This is a genomic window from Paraburkholderia sp. BR14374 (assembly GCF_040948685.1).
GTDB lineage: Bacteria > Pseudomonadota > Gammaproteobacteria > Burkholderiales > Burkholderiaceae > Paraburkholderia > Paraburkholderia youngii.
Map to the genome: position 1 here is coordinate 92376 of NZ_JBFPKF010000007.1, position 15908 is coordinate 108283.

General features: G+C 62.6%; 15 protein-coding genes. 9 read left to right on the forward strand and 6 right to left on the reverse strand.

Features of this window, described 5'->3' with window-relative positions:
- Positions 1–61: 61 nt before the first annotated feature.
- The 5 genes from AB3X86_RS18280 to AB3X86_RS18300 all read left to right on the forward strand — a co-directional run bounded on the left by AB3X86_RS18280 (position 62) and on the right by AB3X86_RS18300 (position 5385).
- A complete protein-coding gene (locus AB3X86_RS18280) occupies positions 62–1663 on the forward strand; it encodes a GMC family oxidoreductase (protein WP_368597071.1) in 1602 nt (533 codons plus the stop codon).
- Positions 1660–2430 carry an enoyl-CoA hydratase/isomerase family protein gene (locus AB3X86_RS18285; protein ID WP_368597072.1) on the forward strand — a complete coding sequence of 257 codons (771 nt, stop codon included), beginning with the start codon at positions 1660–1662 and terminating at the stop codon, positions 2428–2430. The genes AB3X86_RS18280 and AB3X86_RS18285 overlap by 4 nt, the downstream gene beginning before the upstream one ends.
- Before the next feature lie 38 nt (positions 2431–2468).
- Positions 2469–3635: a serine hydrolase domain-containing protein gene (locus AB3X86_RS18290; RefSeq protein ID WP_368597073.1), complete on the forward strand. Its 1167-nt coding sequence runs from the start codon at positions 2469–2471 to the stop codon at positions 3633–3635.
- Positions 3636–3643: 8 nt separating this feature from the next.
- On the forward strand, positions 3644–4501 hold the full coding sequence (locus AB3X86_RS18295) for a MaoC family dehydratase N-terminal domain-containing protein (protein ID WP_368597287.1): 858 nt from the start codon (positions 3644–3646) through the stop codon (positions 4499–4501).
- A gap of 62 nt (positions 4502–4563) precedes the next feature.
- Complete coding sequence (locus AB3X86_RS18300; RefSeq protein ID WP_368597074.1) at positions 4564–5385, forward strand: CoA ester lyase; 822 nt, start codon at positions 4564–4566, stop codon at positions 5383–5385.
- A gap of 75 nt (positions 5386–5460) precedes the next feature.
- On the opposite strand, the gene AB3X86_RS18305 is transcribed toward AB3X86_RS18300, so the two are convergent.
- Positions 5461–6366, reverse strand: coding sequence for an SDR family NAD(P)-dependent oxidoreductase (locus AB3X86_RS18305; RefSeq protein WP_176111340.1), 906 nt, complete (start codon positions 6364–6366; stop codon positions 5461–5463).
- Between the two features lie 157 nt (positions 6367–6523).
- Here AB3X86_RS18305 and AB3X86_RS18310 point away from each other — a divergent pair, with 157 nt between their 5' ends.
- Positions 6524–7726 carry a cytochrome P450 gene (locus AB3X86_RS18310; RefSeq protein WP_368597075.1) on the forward strand — a complete coding sequence of 401 codons (1203 nt, stop codon included), beginning with the start codon at positions 6524–6526 and terminating at the stop codon, positions 7724–7726.
- Between the two features lie 33 nt (positions 7727–7759).
- The gene (locus AB3X86_RS18315) at positions 7760–7930 is read left to right on the forward strand and encodes a rubredoxin (RefSeq protein WP_018436109.1); all 171 of its coding nucleotides are present in this window, start codon (positions 7760–7762) and stop codon (positions 7928–7930) included.
- 56 nt (positions 7931–7986) lie between these two features.
- Here AB3X86_RS18315 and AB3X86_RS18320 read toward each other — a convergent pair whose 3' ends face one another.
- The 5 genes from AB3X86_RS18320 to AB3X86_RS18340 all read right to left on the reverse strand — a co-directional run bounded on the left by AB3X86_RS18320 (position 7987) and on the right by AB3X86_RS18340 (position 13594).
- A complete protein-coding gene (locus tag AB3X86_RS18320; protein ID WP_368597076.1) occupies positions 7987–9183 on the reverse strand; it encodes an acetyl-CoA C-acetyltransferase in 1197 nt (398 codons plus the stop codon).
- Positions 9184–9233: 50 nt separating this feature from the next.
- Positions 9234–10526, reverse strand: a complete 1293-nt coding sequence (locus AB3X86_RS18325; RefSeq protein WP_368597077.1) for an acetyl-CoA hydrolase/transferase family protein — start codon at positions 10524–10526, stop codon at positions 9234–9236.
- A 13-nt stretch (positions 10527–10539) separates the two neighbouring features.
- The gene (locus AB3X86_RS18330) at positions 10540–11727 is read right to left on the reverse strand and encodes a CaiB/BaiF CoA transferase family protein (protein WP_368597078.1); all 1188 of its coding nucleotides are present in this window, start codon (positions 11725–11727) and stop codon (positions 10540–10542) included.
- The gene (locus AB3X86_RS18335; protein WP_368597079.1) at positions 11724–12710 is read right to left on the reverse strand and encodes an NAD(P)H-dependent flavin oxidoreductase; all 987 of its coding nucleotides are present in this window, start codon (positions 12708–12710) and stop codon (positions 11724–11726) included. Before AB3X86_RS18335 ends, AB3X86_RS18330 begins: the two co-directional genes overlap by 4 nt.
- A 107-nt stretch (positions 12711–12817) precedes the next feature.
- Positions 12818–13594 carry an enoyl-CoA hydratase gene (locus AB3X86_RS18340; protein WP_368597288.1) on the reverse strand — a complete coding sequence of 259 codons (777 nt, stop codon included), beginning with the start codon at positions 13592–13594 and terminating at the stop codon, positions 12818–12820.
- A 200-nt stretch (positions 13595–13794) separates the two neighbouring features.
- Between AB3X86_RS18340 and AB3X86_RS18345 the strand changes: the two genes are divergently transcribed.
- Both AB3X86_RS18345 and AB3X86_RS18350 read left to right on the forward strand, forming a co-directional pair.
- Entirely contained in the window at positions 13795–14589 is a 795-nt protein-coding gene (locus AB3X86_RS18345; RefSeq protein WP_184227985.1) for a crotonase/enoyl-CoA hydratase family protein, read from the forward strand.
- Positions 14590–14637: 48 nt separating this feature from the next.
- The gene (locus AB3X86_RS18350; RefSeq protein WP_368597080.1) at positions 14638–15879 is read left to right on the forward strand and encodes a CaiB/BaiF CoA transferase family protein; all 1242 of its coding nucleotides are present in this window, start codon (positions 14638–14640) and stop codon (positions 15877–15879) included.
- The last annotated feature ends 29 nt before the right edge of the window (positions 15880–15908 follow it).

A 15908-nucleotide genomic window follows, 5' to 3' on the forward strand; every position in this document is an offset into this window, starting at 1 on the left:
GTGACGGGCCAGCTCACGAGGTAGAGCTGGTCCGCACGCACGGACGGTGGAGAACGCATAGATGATCGAGTTTGACTTTATCGTGATTGGCGCCGGTGCCGCAGGTTGCGTGCTGGCCAATCGTCTTTCGGAAAGCGGGCGCCATTCAGTGCTGCTGATCGAGGCAGGTCCGGAAGATCGCAATCCGTTGATCCGAATGCCTAAAGGCTTCGGAAAGCTGCTAGGCGATCCAGCTCATGCCTGGTTCATTCCGGTGCAGCCCGATGACGGGAACGGGCATCGCAACGAGATCTGGCTGCGCGGCAAGATGCTCGGCGGTTCCAGCAGCATCAACGGCATGGTGTATATGCGGGGTCATCCCGAGGACTACGACGGATGGGCCGAGCTGGGTGTCGAGGGATGGAGCTGGCAGAATCTGGCGCCGTGCTTCCGGCGCATCGAGGATCACGCGCTCGGCGCCGATGAGCTACGAGGCGAGGGTGGACCGCTGAAAGTGTCGCAGTACGCGCAGCGCAATCGTATCGGCGACGCCGTGCTCGAAGCGTGCCGGTCGCTCGGCGTGAGGCGCGTTGAAGACATCAACCGGCTCGATCATGAGGGCGTGGCCTATCTGATCTATACGATCCGCAACGGTCGCCGGCAAAGCTCGGCCGAAGCCTTTCTGAAGCCTGCAAGGAAGCGCAAGAATCTGACCGTCGTTACCGGCACGCAAGCCGCGCGAATCGTGTTCGACGGCACGCGCGCCGTCGGTGTCCAGTGCGAAAGCGCGGGGCAGCAGATCGCTTACCGGGCGCGCCGCGAGGTCGTGCTGTCGGCGGGCGCGCTCGAGTCGCCGCGGCTTTTGCAGCTTTCGGGCATTGGCGATCCAGTCCATTTGCAGTCGCTCGGCATTCCTGTCGTGGCGGCGAATCCGGGTGTCGGACGGAACATGCGCGAGCACTATCTGTATATGGTGCAGGCGCGTCTGCAGCATTGGCGCGATTCGCAGAACCGGCAGTTCAGCGGCATGCGGCTATGGCGTAACGCGATGCAGTATTTTCTGTTCCGCCGTGGCGTGATGTCGCTCGGCTCGTATCAGGTGGGTGGTTTCGTCAAGACCGCGCCCGATGCGAAGCGTCCCGACGTTCAATTGATGATGGCGCCGTACTCGATGGATTTCGGCGCGGCGGGTTACGCGTTCGAGTCGTTCCCGGGCATGCAGCTCTTCAGCTATCCACTGCGTCCACGCAGCGAGGGGCACCTCAGGCTCCAGTCGTCGGACCCGCGCGTGCCGCCTGAAGTCGTCGCGAACTATCTTGCCGATCCGTACGACCAGAAGATGGCCGTCAATGCGTTCCGGCTCATGCGCAACGTGCTGGGCGCCGAGCCGCTCAGGAGTCTGCTGGTGGGGGAGACACGCCCCGGCCTCGCTGTCCAGACCGATGACGAAATTCTTGACCTGTACCGGCGCGACGGCCAATCCGGTTTTCACGCATGCGGTACTTGCAAGATGGGCTCGGACCCGCTTGCCGTGCTCGATTCGCGGCTGCGCGTGCGCGGTGTCGAAGGCCTGCGCGTGATGGATCTGTCTGTCACACCCACGATGATCTCCGGCAACACGAACGGCCCGATGATGGCGATGGCATGGCGCGCCGCCGGGCTGATCCTGGAGGACGCGCGATGAGTTGCCTTGAGGACTATAAGGGGCACTTTTCGAATATCGAATTCGAGCGACGCGACGGTGTTTTGCAAGTGCGCCTGCATACGGATGGCGGCCCACTGAAGTGGGGCGCACTCGATCGCAGCATTCACAGCCAGCTAGGCGAGGCGTTCTATCAGATCGCACGCGACCTCGACAATCGCGTGGTCATCCTGACCGGAACCGGCGATTCGTTCTGCGACGCGATGAATCACGCCGAGTTTCCGGCGGAGCCGCTTTCGCAAGTCTGGCCGCGCTTGCAACGCGAGGGGCAAGACTTGCTGATGCAACTGCTCGACATTCCGGTTCCGGTTATCGGCGCGATCAACGGGCCTGCGCATATTCATGCCGAGCTGCTGGCGCTGTCCGACATCGTGCTCGCCTCCAGCCACGCGGAAGTCTCGGATCAGGCGCACTTCATTCACGGCGTCGTGCCCGCGGACGGCGTGCAGATAGTCTGGCCGATGCTGATCGGCCACAACCGCGCCCGCCACTTTCTGCTCACCGGCGAGCGCATCAGTGCGCAACGCGCGTGGGAGCTTGGTGTCGTCGGCGAAGTCGTCGCGCCCGACACGTTGCTCGAACGCGCCTGGCAAATCGCGCGCGAAATCGCGGCGAAGCCGGTCGAAACGTTGCGATACACGCGCGCGGTCTTTACGCAGCCGTTCAAGCGTCGCATGGTCGACGAGCTGGGCTTCGGGCTCGCGCTCGAAGGGCTTGCGGGTATCGCCGCGCAGTCTGGCAGAACGTAGCCCGTCAACGCGACATGTTCACAAATGGGAGACCCGATATGACATTGGCAGTGCAAGCATCAACGCAGCGCAGCGCGATCGTTCAGCAGGCGCTCGATCGCGCGACGCGCGAAAGCGGCGAGATCGGCGTGCAGGTGGCCGCTTATCTGAACGGCAAACTCGTGATCGACGCATGGAGCGGCGTGGCGGACCCGTCCACCGGCCGTCCTGTCGATGGCGACACGCTCTTCAATGTCTATTCGGTCACGAAGGCCGTTGCGGCAACCGCGTTGCACATTCTGGCCGACCGCGGCCTGATCGAGTACGACGCGCCGGTGACGCGCTACTGGCCGGAGTACGGCGCGCACGGCAAGGAGAAAACCACGGTGCGCGATGTGCTGACTCATCGCGCGTGCGTGCCGCAAATGCCCGAGGGCGTCACGCCGGAGCTGATGTGCGACTGGCAGTGGATGACCCGCGCAATCGCAAACCTCGAGCCGCTCGCCGAGCCGGGGACGAAGACGCTTTATCTGTCGATGACGTTCGGCTGGATCGTTGGCGAGCTGGTGCGACGGGCCGATCCGAAGAAGCGCTCGTTGGGCCGTTTCGTCCGGGAAGAGATTGCGCTGCCGCTTGGCATCGAAGATCTATGGATTGGCATCCCGGACGAAGTCGAACCGCGCATCGCACGTCTCACCGATGCGATGGTGCCGGTTCCCGCGGAGTACCTGCCGCCGCTATTCCTGCGCTCGATGCCCGAACAGGTTGCATTGACGCCGCAAGTCTTCGAGCGTCCGGACGTGCGGCGCGCGGAAGTAGCGGGTGTCGGCGGGATCTTCAATGCGCGCAGCGAGGCGCGCTTCTGGGCGATGCTCGCATGTGGCGGTGAGTTGGACGGCGTGAGGATACTGTCGAAGGAGCTCGTCGCCACGCTGAATACGCCACGCGCGAATAGCGAAGAACCGGACCCGGTGATGTTCGGCTTTCCGATTCCGATCACGATCGGCGGCTTCTGGTTCGGCGGCGACCATCCGCCGGTGACGGCGGTGCGTTCGCCGCGCGCGTTGTGCCATCCGGGTCAGGGCAATTCGATCGGCTGGGCGGACCCGGACACCGGGCTCGCCGTCGCGATTTGCCATAACAAGCTGTTCAACCCGACCACGCCGGAAGAAGATCCACTGCTTCCCATCGCTGCGGCGATTCGCAACGCGCTGGATCTGGAGTGAGCGGCACGATGGTCATGGATATCGCGTGTTTGCAGCAATGGACCGGGCGCACGGAGGAAATGCGGGACCACGTCACCCTCACGCCGATGACGGCGCTCGGCGCCGTGCTAGACCGGGACGACCCGCCCGCGGCAACTGGCGATGAGTTGCCGCCGTTGTGGCACTGGCTCTATTTTCTGCCGGTCCATCGTCAGTCGATGGTCGGGCTCGACGGGCATCCAAAGCGTGGCGGTTTCCTGCCACCGGTCGACTTGCCTCGCCGCATGTGGGCAGGCAGTCAACTGGAGTTCGTGCGATCGCTGAAAGCGGGCAGCGCGATCACCCGACTTTCTTCGATCGAGAGCGTAGCGCACAAGCAGGGGCGCACCGGCGATCTGGTGTTCGTCAAGGTCAAGCACGAAGTAAGCGATGCGAATGGCGTTGCGCTCGTAGAACGCCAGGATATCGTGTATCGGGATCATCCGGTTGCTGGCGAGAAGCCGGCGGCGTCACAGGCCGCGCCCGCGGGCGCCCATTGGGCCCGCGAGATCAATCCCGATCCCGTGCTGCTGTTCCGCTATTCGGCACTGACGTTGAATGGTCATCGCATTCACTACGATCGGCCTTACGCAAGCGGCGAAGAGGGCTACGAGGGTCTCGTCGTGCACGGCCCGCTGCTCGCCACGCTACTCATGGACTCGCTGAGATCGGAACTGCCGGGCGCGCGCGTCGGAGTGTTTTCGTTCCGCGCAATCAAACCGGTGGTGGACACTTCGCCTTTCTATGTATGCGGAAAGCGAGACGAATCCGACCCAGGCAAAGTGAGCTTGTGGATCGCTGGTAGCGACGGGTCATTGCGGATGGATGCCACGGCTGTTCTCAGCTGATCGTTGAGTCCGGTCCGCCGGCGGGTACGCCGTAGCCGGACCGGGCGCTGAATTGGAGACTTATGCGTTCGTTTCTTTTTGTGCCGGGAAGCAAGCCCGAAAGATTCGCCAAGGCGCTCGCGGCAGGCGCCGATGCGGTGATCGTTGACTTGGAGGACGCCGTTGCAGACGCGGACAAAGCGTCGGCGCGTGCCCATGTTGCCGATGCGGTACGAACATTTTCGGCATCGCCAGTTTGCGTGCTGTTGCGCATCAATGGCGCTGGAACACAGTGGTTCGACGAGGACCTGTCACTTGCCGCGTTCGATGGGATCGATGGCGTCGTGCTGCCCAAGGCGGAGACGCCGGCTGCGTTGACCGCCGTAGCGGCGGCAACGACGAAGCCAATCTGGCCGATCATCGAATCCGCCGCGGGCGTCTGGAATGCGTTGGAGGTGGCACGCATGCCCGGCGTGAAGCGGCTGGTCTTCGGCTCGGTCGACTTCGAGCTCGATCTGGATTGCGACGGCTCATGGGACGCGTTGCTGCACGCGCGTTCGCGCATCGTGCTGGCTTCGCGCGTCGCTGGAATTGAAAGTCCGGTCGATGGCGTCACCGTGGCGATCGACGACGAGCAGCAGCTCGCCGAGGACTCGTCGAAGGCGCGATCGCTGGGTTTTGGCGGCAAGCTGTGCATTCATCCGCGCCAGGTCAAGGCGGTCAACGCCGCTTTCAGCCCCAGTGCGGATCAGATTGCCAACGCGCGGCGGATCGTCGAAGCGTATGAGCGGGCGGAAGGCGGGGCAGTGTCCGTCGATGGACGGATGGTGGACTTGCCCGTGTTGCTCAAGGCAAGACGTATCGTTAGCGCGTCCGAAAAGGTGCGCGATTCGGCAGAGGGGTGAGAGGTGCGGCGGAGTGAGCGCCGCATCGCCCGCGCCGCCGCTTCAAGGGATGACGCGGGAGTGTTGCGATTTGGCTTACACCGGGTCCCACGGCGTGAGCGCCATGGAAGGCACGTTCGGGAAGAAGCTCGCTTCGAACGCCGGCATGACCTGCTCGGCAATCGCTTCTGGCGTCCAGCCGCCGTCGCGATGCAGCGAGCGGATCATCCGGATCTGGTTGAAGAAGTAGATCTCGTTTGCGCGCACGCCGAAGATCTGTCCCGACACCTTCGCGGCCTGGTCGGAAGCGAGGTAGACCGCGAGCGGCGCGATCTTGCGCGATTCCATGCGCTTGAGAACTTCGACGCGTGCCTTTTGCTCAGGCGTCTCCGAGGGGATCGAGGCCGTCATCGCGGTCCATGCCCACGGTGCGATGCAGTTCGAGCGCACGTTGAATTTGGCCATGTCGAGGGCAATCGACTTCGACAGACCGACGACACCCATCTTGGCGGCCGAGTAGTTGGCCTGTCCGATGTTGCCGATCAGACCCGACGTGGAGGTCATATGAACGAAGCTGCCGCCGTTTTGCGCCTTGAAATGCGGAGCCGCGGCGCGTGCCACGAAAAACGATCCGTTCAGATGAACGTCGACGACGGCTTTCCACTCATCGAGGCTCATGTTGAAAAACATACGGTCACGCACGATGCCGGCGTTGTTCACCACACAGTCGATGCGGCCGAACGTGTCCAGCGCAGCCTGCACGATCTTCTGCGCGGAGTCCCATTCGGCCACGCTGTCCGTGGAAGCAACCGCTTGGCCGCCCGCCTCCTTGATTTCCGCGACGACGCGCTGTGCGGCGAATTCGCCGGTTTCGGCGTTGCGACCGAGGTCGTTGACGACGACCTTGGCGCCGTTCGCCGCGAATTGCAGCGCGAAATCGCGCCCGATGCCGGCACCCGCACCCGTTACCACTACCACCTTGTCCTTGACGAAATCGCTCACTCTTGTCTCCGTTCGATACAGGCGTTGATGTTGAAAAGCTCGCCCACGTATAATAACAAAAACTGAACGCCGTTGCGGAATATGAACGATATTGCGTTGGCAGCGAGTGCCTGGTGATTCATCTATTCGAGGGCTACAAAATGAAAGGAGACGCGCAATGAACGACATGAAAGGCTGGACCGTGCCGGACCATATTCCGCGGGAACTCGTGGTCGATTTCGACTATATGAATCCGCCCGGTGCCGAAGACGACGTCCATCGGGCGTGGAAGACGCTGCATACGGGTCCCGATATCGTCTGGTCTCCGTACTATGGCGGCCACTGGATCGCCACGCGCGGCGAAGACATCGAGGCGATGCAGAAGGACCATACCCGTTTTTCGCATCGCAGCGTCAACATCCCGCCGCTCAATGAAACGCAGCTCGTGCCGCTGGAACTCGACCCGCCCGAACATACCCAGTACCGCAACCTGATCACGCCCGCTTTTCTGCCGCAAGCTATCGCGTCGCTGGAAAGCGACGTGCGCAGCCTCGCAATCGAGCTGATCGAAAAAATCGCTCCACGAGGCGAATGCGAGTTCGTGTCGGAGTTCTCGAAGATCTTGCCGATCGTGATTTTCCTGCGTCTGGCCGATCTCCCGTTGAGCGATCGCGGACAATTGCTCGAATGGGCGGAATGGGCCGTGCGCGGCAATGTCGAGCAGCGCAACGAATCCCAGCACCGGCTGATTGGCTATATCTCCACCTGGGTGGAAAAGCGCAAGGCAGAGGCGAGCGGCGATCTCGTCAGCCTGATCGCGAACGCGCAGATCGACGGCAAACCGATCAGCCCTGAGCGGATGTTCGGCATGTTCATCGTCGTGCTGTTCGGCGGCCTCGATACCGTCGCATCGATGATGGGTTTCATCGCGCGTTTCCTCGCGGAGAACCCGGCTCATCGGCGCCAGCTAATCGAAAATCCAGAACTGATGGTTTCGTCAGTCGATGAGATGATTCGTCGCTTTGGCGTGGCGAACACCGCGCGGCTCATCACGCAGGACATGGAATACAAGGGCATCCAGTTCAGGAAGGGTGACCAGATTCAATTGCCGAACTCGCTCTTTGGCCTCGACGACCGCAAGTTCAGCGATCCGCTCGCCGTCGACCTGACGCGCAAGCCAGTGCTTCACGCGGCGTTCGGCAACGGCCCGCATCGCTGCCCGGGGTCGTTCCTTGCGCGTACGGAGATCAAGGTTTTCCTGCAGGAGTGGCTCAAACGCATTCCCGATTTCCGCATTCGCGAGGGCGACAAGCCGCGATGCGGTTCGGGCTCCGTCAACGGCATGCTTTATCTGCCGCTCGTCTGGGACGTAGCACCCTGAAGTATCACCACCCTCAACGACTCATCGACGATCATGAAAAAGTGGCAATGTATTTTTTGCGGTTTCTACTACGACGAAGCAGCGGGACTTCCGGCGGAGGGCATCGCGCCCGGCACTCGTTGGGAAGACATTCCGGATGACTGGGCATGTCCTGAATGCGGGGCGACCAAGGCTGACTTCGTGATGATCGAGGTCGAGGCCTGAGGGTTCGAACACGCGCACGGCGTCGACGTCGAGCGCGTGCGCGTCATAGCCCCGCGTCAGGCGCGCTCGAATACGGCGGCAATACCCTGGCCGCCGCCGATGCACATGGTCTCGAGCGCATAGCGTCCCTTTCGGCGCGTCAGCTCGTGCAACAGCGTGGTCATGATCCGCACGCCCGTTGCGCCGATCGGGTGTCCGAGCGATATGCCCGAGCCGTTCACGTTGAGCCGGTCGATGTCATGCCAGTTCCAGCCTTTGAGGACAGCCAGTACCTGGCATGCGAACGCTTCGTTCACCTCGACGAGATTCATCTGATCGAGCGTAAGACCGGTGCGCATCATCAGCTTCTGCACTGCGGGCACGGGGCCGATGCCCATCCGTGACGGCTCGCAGCCCGCCGCGGCCCATCCCGTCAGCCATGCCATAGGCTCGAGTCCGAGCTCTTCGAGGCGGTCTTCCGCGACGACGAGGCAAGCGGCGGCCGCATCGTTCTGCTGGCTGGAGTTACCTGCGGTGACCGTTCCGCCCGGCATCAACGCGCGAAGCTTGCCGAGGCTTTCCATACTGGCGTCCGCACGGAATCCCTCGTCTTTGGAAAACAGCAGCGGCTCGCCTTTTTTCTGCGGAACGCTGACCGCAACGACCTCTTCGGCCATATGGCCCGACTCCCACGCTGCCGCGGCGCGCTGATGGCTGCGCAGCGCGAACTCGTCGGCGGCCTCGCGACTGATGCCATAGTCGATGGCGAGATTTTCTGCGGTCTCGATCATGCCGGAGATATAGCCGAAACGTGATTCCGGCTGCGAGCGCTCGCGGCCGCGCGCGAGCCGGTCGTGAAACTGCACGGAGCCCGAGCGGGCGCCCCAGCGCATGTCCGTGCTGTAGTACTCGATGTTGCTCATGCTTTCGACGCCGCCAGCCAGCACGACGTCCGCGGCACCGGTCTGCACCATCATCGCGGCGGTGGCGAGCGCCTGCAGGCCGCCGCCGCAGCGGCGGTCCAACTGCATGCCGGGCACGTCGACAGGCAGGCCCGCCTGCAGCGCGATCCAGCGGCCCACGCACGGCGTTTCGCTGTTCGCATACGATTGTGCGAAGACGACATCGTCGATGCGAGCGGGGTCGAGCCCTGCACGCCGGATCGTTTCGTTCGCGACGAGTGCACCGAGCTCTTCGACGCTAACGCCGCGCAGGCTACCGCCAAAGGTGCCCACGGGCGTTCGTACAGGGGAGACAATTGCCGCGCGTTTCATGGGACGTTTCCTTGCAAAGTTTGAGGTTGCGGATGCGGGTTTGCTTGCGATCAGGCAACGAGCGTCGCGCTTCCGGTGCGATGAAGGGGCAGGGCGCTCGCCATCTGATCGAGAGCGCCGCGATGATCCGGATGGGCGATCGCCAGCATGCGTTCGCGCCGTTGCCGCAGTGTCAGGCCGCGCAGATCGGCTATGCCGTATTCGGTCACCACGATGGCGGCGTCGCTGCGTGGCGTGCTGACCGGTCCATTCAACGACGCGACGATGCGGCTGGCGCCCTTGCTTGCGGTAGACGGCAATGCGATGACTGGAACGCCGCCACGCGAGCGCCGCGCGCCGCGCAGAAAATCCAGTGCGCCGCCCACCGCGCCCACATACACGCCACCGGCAACCTCGGCGTTGATCTGGCCGCTCAGATCGACTTCCACGGCCGAGTTGATGGCGACGAAGCGCTCGATGCTTGCGAGCACGTTCGCGTCGTGCGTGTAGCGAGTCGAACGGAACTCGACGGCGTCGTTGCGATGCGCGAACTCGTGAATGCGACGGCCGCCCATCATCACGCCTGCAATGGTCTTGCCCGCGTCGATCGTCTTGCGCGCATTGTTGATCACGCCGATTTCCATCAGATCGGCGACCTTGTCCCCGATCGTGCCGGAATGAATGCCGAGGTCGCGCCGATCGCCGAGGCAAGCGAGGATCGCTTCGGGAATCGCGCCGAGGCCGAGTTGAATCGTGGCGCCGTCTTCGATCAAAGCGGCCGTGTTTTGTGCAATCGCCTGATCCGTCGCGCTTGCCGCGCTTGGCGAACTCTCGGGCAGAGCGCGTGACGTCGGGAGAATGAAGTCGATCTCGTCGTCGCGAAGATACCGTTCGCCGTAAGTCCAGGGTGCCTGTTCATTGACCTCCGCAATGATGACGCGCGCGCGCTCGAGCGCAGGGATCAGATACTCATGCGCGACCGACAGGCTATAGCGTCCTTGCGAATCGGGGGGCGCCAATTGCAGCAGCAGCACATCGATCGCAAACTGACCCGAGTCCATCAGCTCCGGGAACTGCGAATAGTGGCACGGAAGAATGTCGAGCGCGCCAGCCTTGGCCAGTGCGCGGTTGGAGCCGCTGCCGCAGTACGAAACGAAATCGATGCAGTCGGCGTGCTCGGGGCGGCACGTGTCGTAGTTGCTGGCACCGAGAAAAACCCGGAACGCGCCGACAGCATGCCGTTGCTCGAGCAGCTTGCGGGTGAGCGCAAGAGGCTCCGCGTTCGATTGGCCCCATGTGACAGTGTCGCCGCGACGGATGATGGACGCAAAGTCGATGGCGTCCGCCTCTAGCAGTATGGGCATGATGTTGTTCGCGTCAATTGGCGGCTTGCGCAAAGTCATGCGCTTCGTTGTGCTGCCCCCGCACGGCGCCCGAGGCAACGAGTTCCGCAATCCGGTCTTCGCTGTAGCCGATGCTGTGCAGGACGAGCTCCGCATGCTCGCCCAGTCCCGGAACCCCGAGCGGTGGCGACGCGGGCTCCATGCGGAAATGAATCGGGCTCGCTACGTGGGCGCGTCCGGACGGATCGGTCTGGACCATTCTTCGCTCATGAGCATGTGGATGGTTTAGCGCCTCCGCGGTCGAGAGCACCGGCGCGACGCTGACGTTCCGGCCTTTGAACCAATCGAGCCATTCATCGAGCGTGCGTGTAATGAATGTTTGCGTCAGGAATGCTCGAACGCGTATCTGGCCTTCACCCCCCGGCCCGGTCGCGTCGGCGACCAGGTCGGGACGGCCGAGCGGCGTAAGTAGGTTGCTGGCAAAACTGTATTCCCGGCCGCCGAGGCAGAGCCATTTCGAATCGGCGGTCTCGTAGGTGCTGAGCATCGCGAGTCCGCTATCGCCCTCGGTCGCTTCCGACGATTGCCCGGCCGGCATGTTGAGCAAACGGCCGCTCAGGTACGGCTGTGCCGTGAGCGCTGCATCGAACAGCGACACGTCGATGTAGTCGCCGCGCCCGGTTTCCCGGGCGCGCAGCAGCGCCATCAACACAGCGGACAATGCCGTCAGCGAACCGGCCAGCGCGGCGAGCGACGGTCCCGTGGCAAACGGCATTCCTCGCTCATCGCGCGGCAGCGTACCTGCAAGCGATTGAACTACCGGATCGTGTGCGGGCAATTGACAGAGCGGGCCGGTCTGGCCGAATGCGGTAATCGCGCAATAAACGACCTTCGGGTTATTGCGGCTCACCGTGTCGTAGTCGATGCCAAGGCGAGCGGCGACGCCCGGCCTCGACGATTCGATGACGACGTCGGCCTCGTTCAGCAGCTTCAGCGCGACCTCGCGTCCGTCCGGATGCTTCAGGTCGAGACCGATGCTGCGCTTGCCGCGGTTGATAGCCGCGAAGAAAGCGCCGTCCGTGCCGGGTGCGCCGCGCGTCGGGTCGCCGGTGACCGGTTCGACCTTGATGACTTGCGCCCCGTGATCGGCGAGGTTGGCAGCGAGGAACGGACCCGGCATGAACTGCGACAGGTCAATGACTCGAAGGCCGGTCAGTTTCATGCCAGAGCAGCGCTGAAGCCGAGCTGGCGTTGGGCAATCGCGGCGGCTTCCTCGACGATGCGGGCGATCAATTCCGCGCAGGTCGGCAAATCGTGAATGAGGCCTGTGACGATACCGGCGGGGAAAGCGCCGCCTTCGACTTCTCCCGTAGCGAACGCATCCATCCAGCGCTGTGCTCCGGTCAGTGCGGACAGGTCCGAATGCGTCACGTTTTTGCTGCGCTCAAGTTCGAGCGCGGCGAGGCTCACGCTATTCTTGACCACGCGGCTCGGGTCCCCGATCGAGCGGCCCAACAGGACGGTATCGCGCTCGGTCGCTTCCAGCAGACGTTGCTTGATCGCTGGGTGGACCGGCGATTCTTGCGTGAGCATGAAACGCGTACCCATGTTGATGCCATCCGCGCCGAGCGCGAGAGCCGCCATCAGGCCGCGCCCATCGGCGAAGCCCCCGGACGCGAGAATCGGCACCTTGAGCTTTTCGGCTGCGGCTGGAATCAGGATCAGTCCGGGGATATCGTCTTCGCCAGGGTGCCCCGCGCATTCGAATCCGTTGATGCTGACGACATCTGCGCCGAGTGATTCCGCCTTCACCGCGTGGCGAACCGTGACGCACTTATGCACGACCTTAACGCCATGTGCCTTGAACTCGGCGATGTATTTCGCGGGATTGCTGCCAGCCGTTTCAACGACCTGGACGCCTTGGGACACGATCGTGCGAACATACCCGTCATAGTCGAGACCGGCATTCGCGCCGAGAACGGTCAGGTTGACGCCAAAGGGCTTGTCCGTGAGCGAACGCACCTTGTCGATTTCGCGCGCGAGTGCATCGGCGCTTGCATGGGTGTGCGCGGAGATGAACCCGAGCCCACCCGCGTTCCCCACGGCCGCCGCCAGTTCGGCTCGCGCCACCCAGCGCATGCCGCCCTGAATGATGGGATATTGAATGCCGAGTAATTCAGTAATGCGGTTGACATACGGTTTCATCGCGCGCCTGTAATCTGGATAGGGAGTGTGGGTGCCAGAGAAATGCGCCTGACGCGCGTGACCTGGCGTTCTCGGTTTGCCACGATGCGCGTGGCGTTCTTGGCGATTCAACAATCGCGAAACTGGGGTTTGCGCTTTTCGGCGAAGGCTGCCATGCCTTCCTTTCGATCTGCGGTGGCGAAGGTCGAATAGGCCATGCGCCGCTCGAACAGGATGCCTTCCGCGAGGCTGGATTCGTAGGCGCGGTTCACACACTCCTTCGCCATCGCCACGACGGGTTGCGAATATCGCGCGATTTCATCGGCCGTTTTCAGTGCTTCTTCGACGAGCGTGTCGACCGGCAGGATGCGGCTCACGAGACCGCATCGTTCTGCCTCGACGGCGTCCATCTTGCGGCCGGTGAGGATCATCTCCATCGCCTTCGATTTGCCGAGCACGCGCGTGAGGCGTTGGGTGCCGCCAGCGCCGGGAATGGTCGCCAGCGTGATTTCGGGCAGGGCGAAACGGGCATCGTCGGCGGCGAGAATGAAGTCGCACATCATGGCCAGTTCGCAGCCTCCGCCCAACGCAAGACCCGCGACCGCCGCGATGACCGGCTTGCGGCAACGCGAGGTGCGTTCCCAGTTCGACGTGATGAACTGATTCTTGTAGACGTCCATGTACGTCCATTCGTTCATCATCTTGATGTCGGCTCCGGCGGCGAACGCCTTTTCGCTGCCGGTCAGCACGATCGAGCCGATGGCGGGATCGGCTTCAAAGTCGTCGAGTGCTGCCGTCAGCTCGTCCATCAGCTGGTTGTTCAGCGCGTTGTAGGCTTGCGGACGGTTCAGCCTGAGCAAGCCGGCTTTTCCGTGCGTTTCGACGATGATCGTCTCGTAGGCCATGGTTCTTCCTTGAGGGAATGAGGGGGAACGCTGCTCGCGCGTGGTTCGTCGGCCGCGGCGCGCCCTTAGGGTTACGTCAAAGCGTACCGCACGTTGCCAATTATTTGAACGACGTTTATGATTCTGAATGTGAGGCCCGGCTTTGTCAATTGAGCGCGAGGGCAGATTCACTAACGGGAAACACCGCGAGGAGACACTGCATGACTACTCGTCACGAGGACGGACAGATTCGCGTTGAGCAGCGCGGGAACCTGCTCTTGATGGGCATCGACCGGCCGGAAAAGCGCAACGGATTTACCCCGAAGATGTTCCGCGAACTGGCCATGGCTTACACGCAGCTCGAACAGAGCAGCGATATTTTTTGCGGGCTGGTCTACGCCGAAGGGGATCACTTTACGGCAGGGCTCGACATGCCGAAGATCGCGCCATTGCGCCGGGAAGGGAAATCCCTGCTTCCTGAAGGCGAGGTCGATCCGTTCAACTTGCGCGCGCCGCTGCGCACCAAGCCGGTCGTCATTGCGCTCAAGGGAATCTGTTTCACGGTCGCGGTCGAATTGATGCTCGCATCGGAAGTGGCTGTGGCGGCCGACAACTGCCGTTTCTCCCAGCTTGAAGTCAAGCGGGGGATCATGGCAGGTTGTGGTGCGACGTTCCGCATGGTCCAGCGTGCCGGCTGGGGCAACGCGATGAAGGTACTACTTACTGGCGACGAATTCACCGCGCAAGAGGCGCGGCACATGAACTTCGTGCAGGATGTCGTGCCCGCGGGGCAGGAGTTCGACCGGGCGCTCGCGATCGCAGAGCGAATTGCGGCGCAGGCACCGCTAGCCGTGCAGGCCACGATGCAGAACGCGCGGGTTTCGCTGGGACAAGGCTGGCAGGATGCTTACGCGACAATTCAGTCGACCCAGCAGTTTCTCTACAACACTGAAGATGCCAAGGAAGGTGTTCAGTCCTTCATCGAAAAACGTGCGGCGAAATTTGTCGGCCGCTGATGCATGGCTTCCGGCGCAGCCGGTGCGAATTCAAGGGGACAGTTTGTTATGACAAAAGGCGCGTTGGCGGGTGTTCGCGTCCTCGACCTGAGCCGTATTCTCGCGGGGCCGTGGGGGGCTCAAATGCTGGCGGATCTCGGCGCCGAGGTCATCAAGGTCGAGCGTCCGGGAAAGGGCGACGATTCGCGGCAATTCGGCCCACCGTTCCTGATGGATCGGGACGGCAAGGTCACGCGCGAGTCGACGTTTTTTATCAGCGCGAACCGCGGCAAGAAGTCGATCACCTGCGATATCTCTACGCCTGAGGGCCAGGCGCTGATCCGCTCGCTGGCTGCACAATGCGACGTGTTGCTCGAGAACTATAAGGTGGGCGACCTCAAGCGTTACGGGCTCGACTACGAGAGCCTCAAGCTGGTCAATCCGCGCCTGATCTACTGTTCGATAACCGGGTTCGGCCAGACCGGACCATATAGCCCACGGCCGGGCTATGACTCGATTTTCCAGGCGATGGGTGGCTTGATGAGCGTGACTGGAAACGGTGACGACGTGCCCGGCGGCGGCCCTATGAAAACCGGGCCCAGTCTTGCCGACATCCTCTGTGGTCAGTACGCCGCTTCGGCGATCATCGCGGCCCTCTATCATCGCGACGCGGCGCAAGGCGGTACTGGCGAAGGGCAGTACATCGACCTGGCGTTGCTGGACGCGATGATTGCTGCCACATCGCACTATGCAAGCCAGTACCTCGTTTCTGGCCAGATTCCGATCCGGCGCGGTACCGAGGGCAATGGTGGCATGCCGTCCCGCATGTTCCGTTGCGCCGATCGCGACATCATGATCGTTGCCGGCAACAACGAGCAGTACACGCGAATGTGCAATGTTCTCGGGCATCCCGAGCTTGCTACTGATCCGCGATTCAGCGAGATCGCTCTGCGCGTAAAGAATCGTCGCGCACTGGGCGAAGTGTTCGAGCCGCTGATCGTCGAATGGCAGAGCGATGAACTGCTCGCGGCACTCGACGCCGCCGGAGTGCCGGCTGGACCGATCAACAATCTGGAACAGGTGTTCGCAGATCCGCATGTGCAGGCACGCGAGATGTGCGTGGAAGTCGCGCACCCGCTCACAGATCAGGCCGTTCGTATGGTGGCGAATCCGGTCAAGATGTCGGGCACGCCTATCGATTCATACGGCGCGCCGCCGACGCTCGGCCAACATACGGACGAAGTGCTGCGTGACGTGCTCGGTATGTCGCAGCACGATATCGATGCTCTGCGCGAAAAGAAAGTTCTATAGAGCGCGGAAAAGCCTGTGAAGCGCATTCT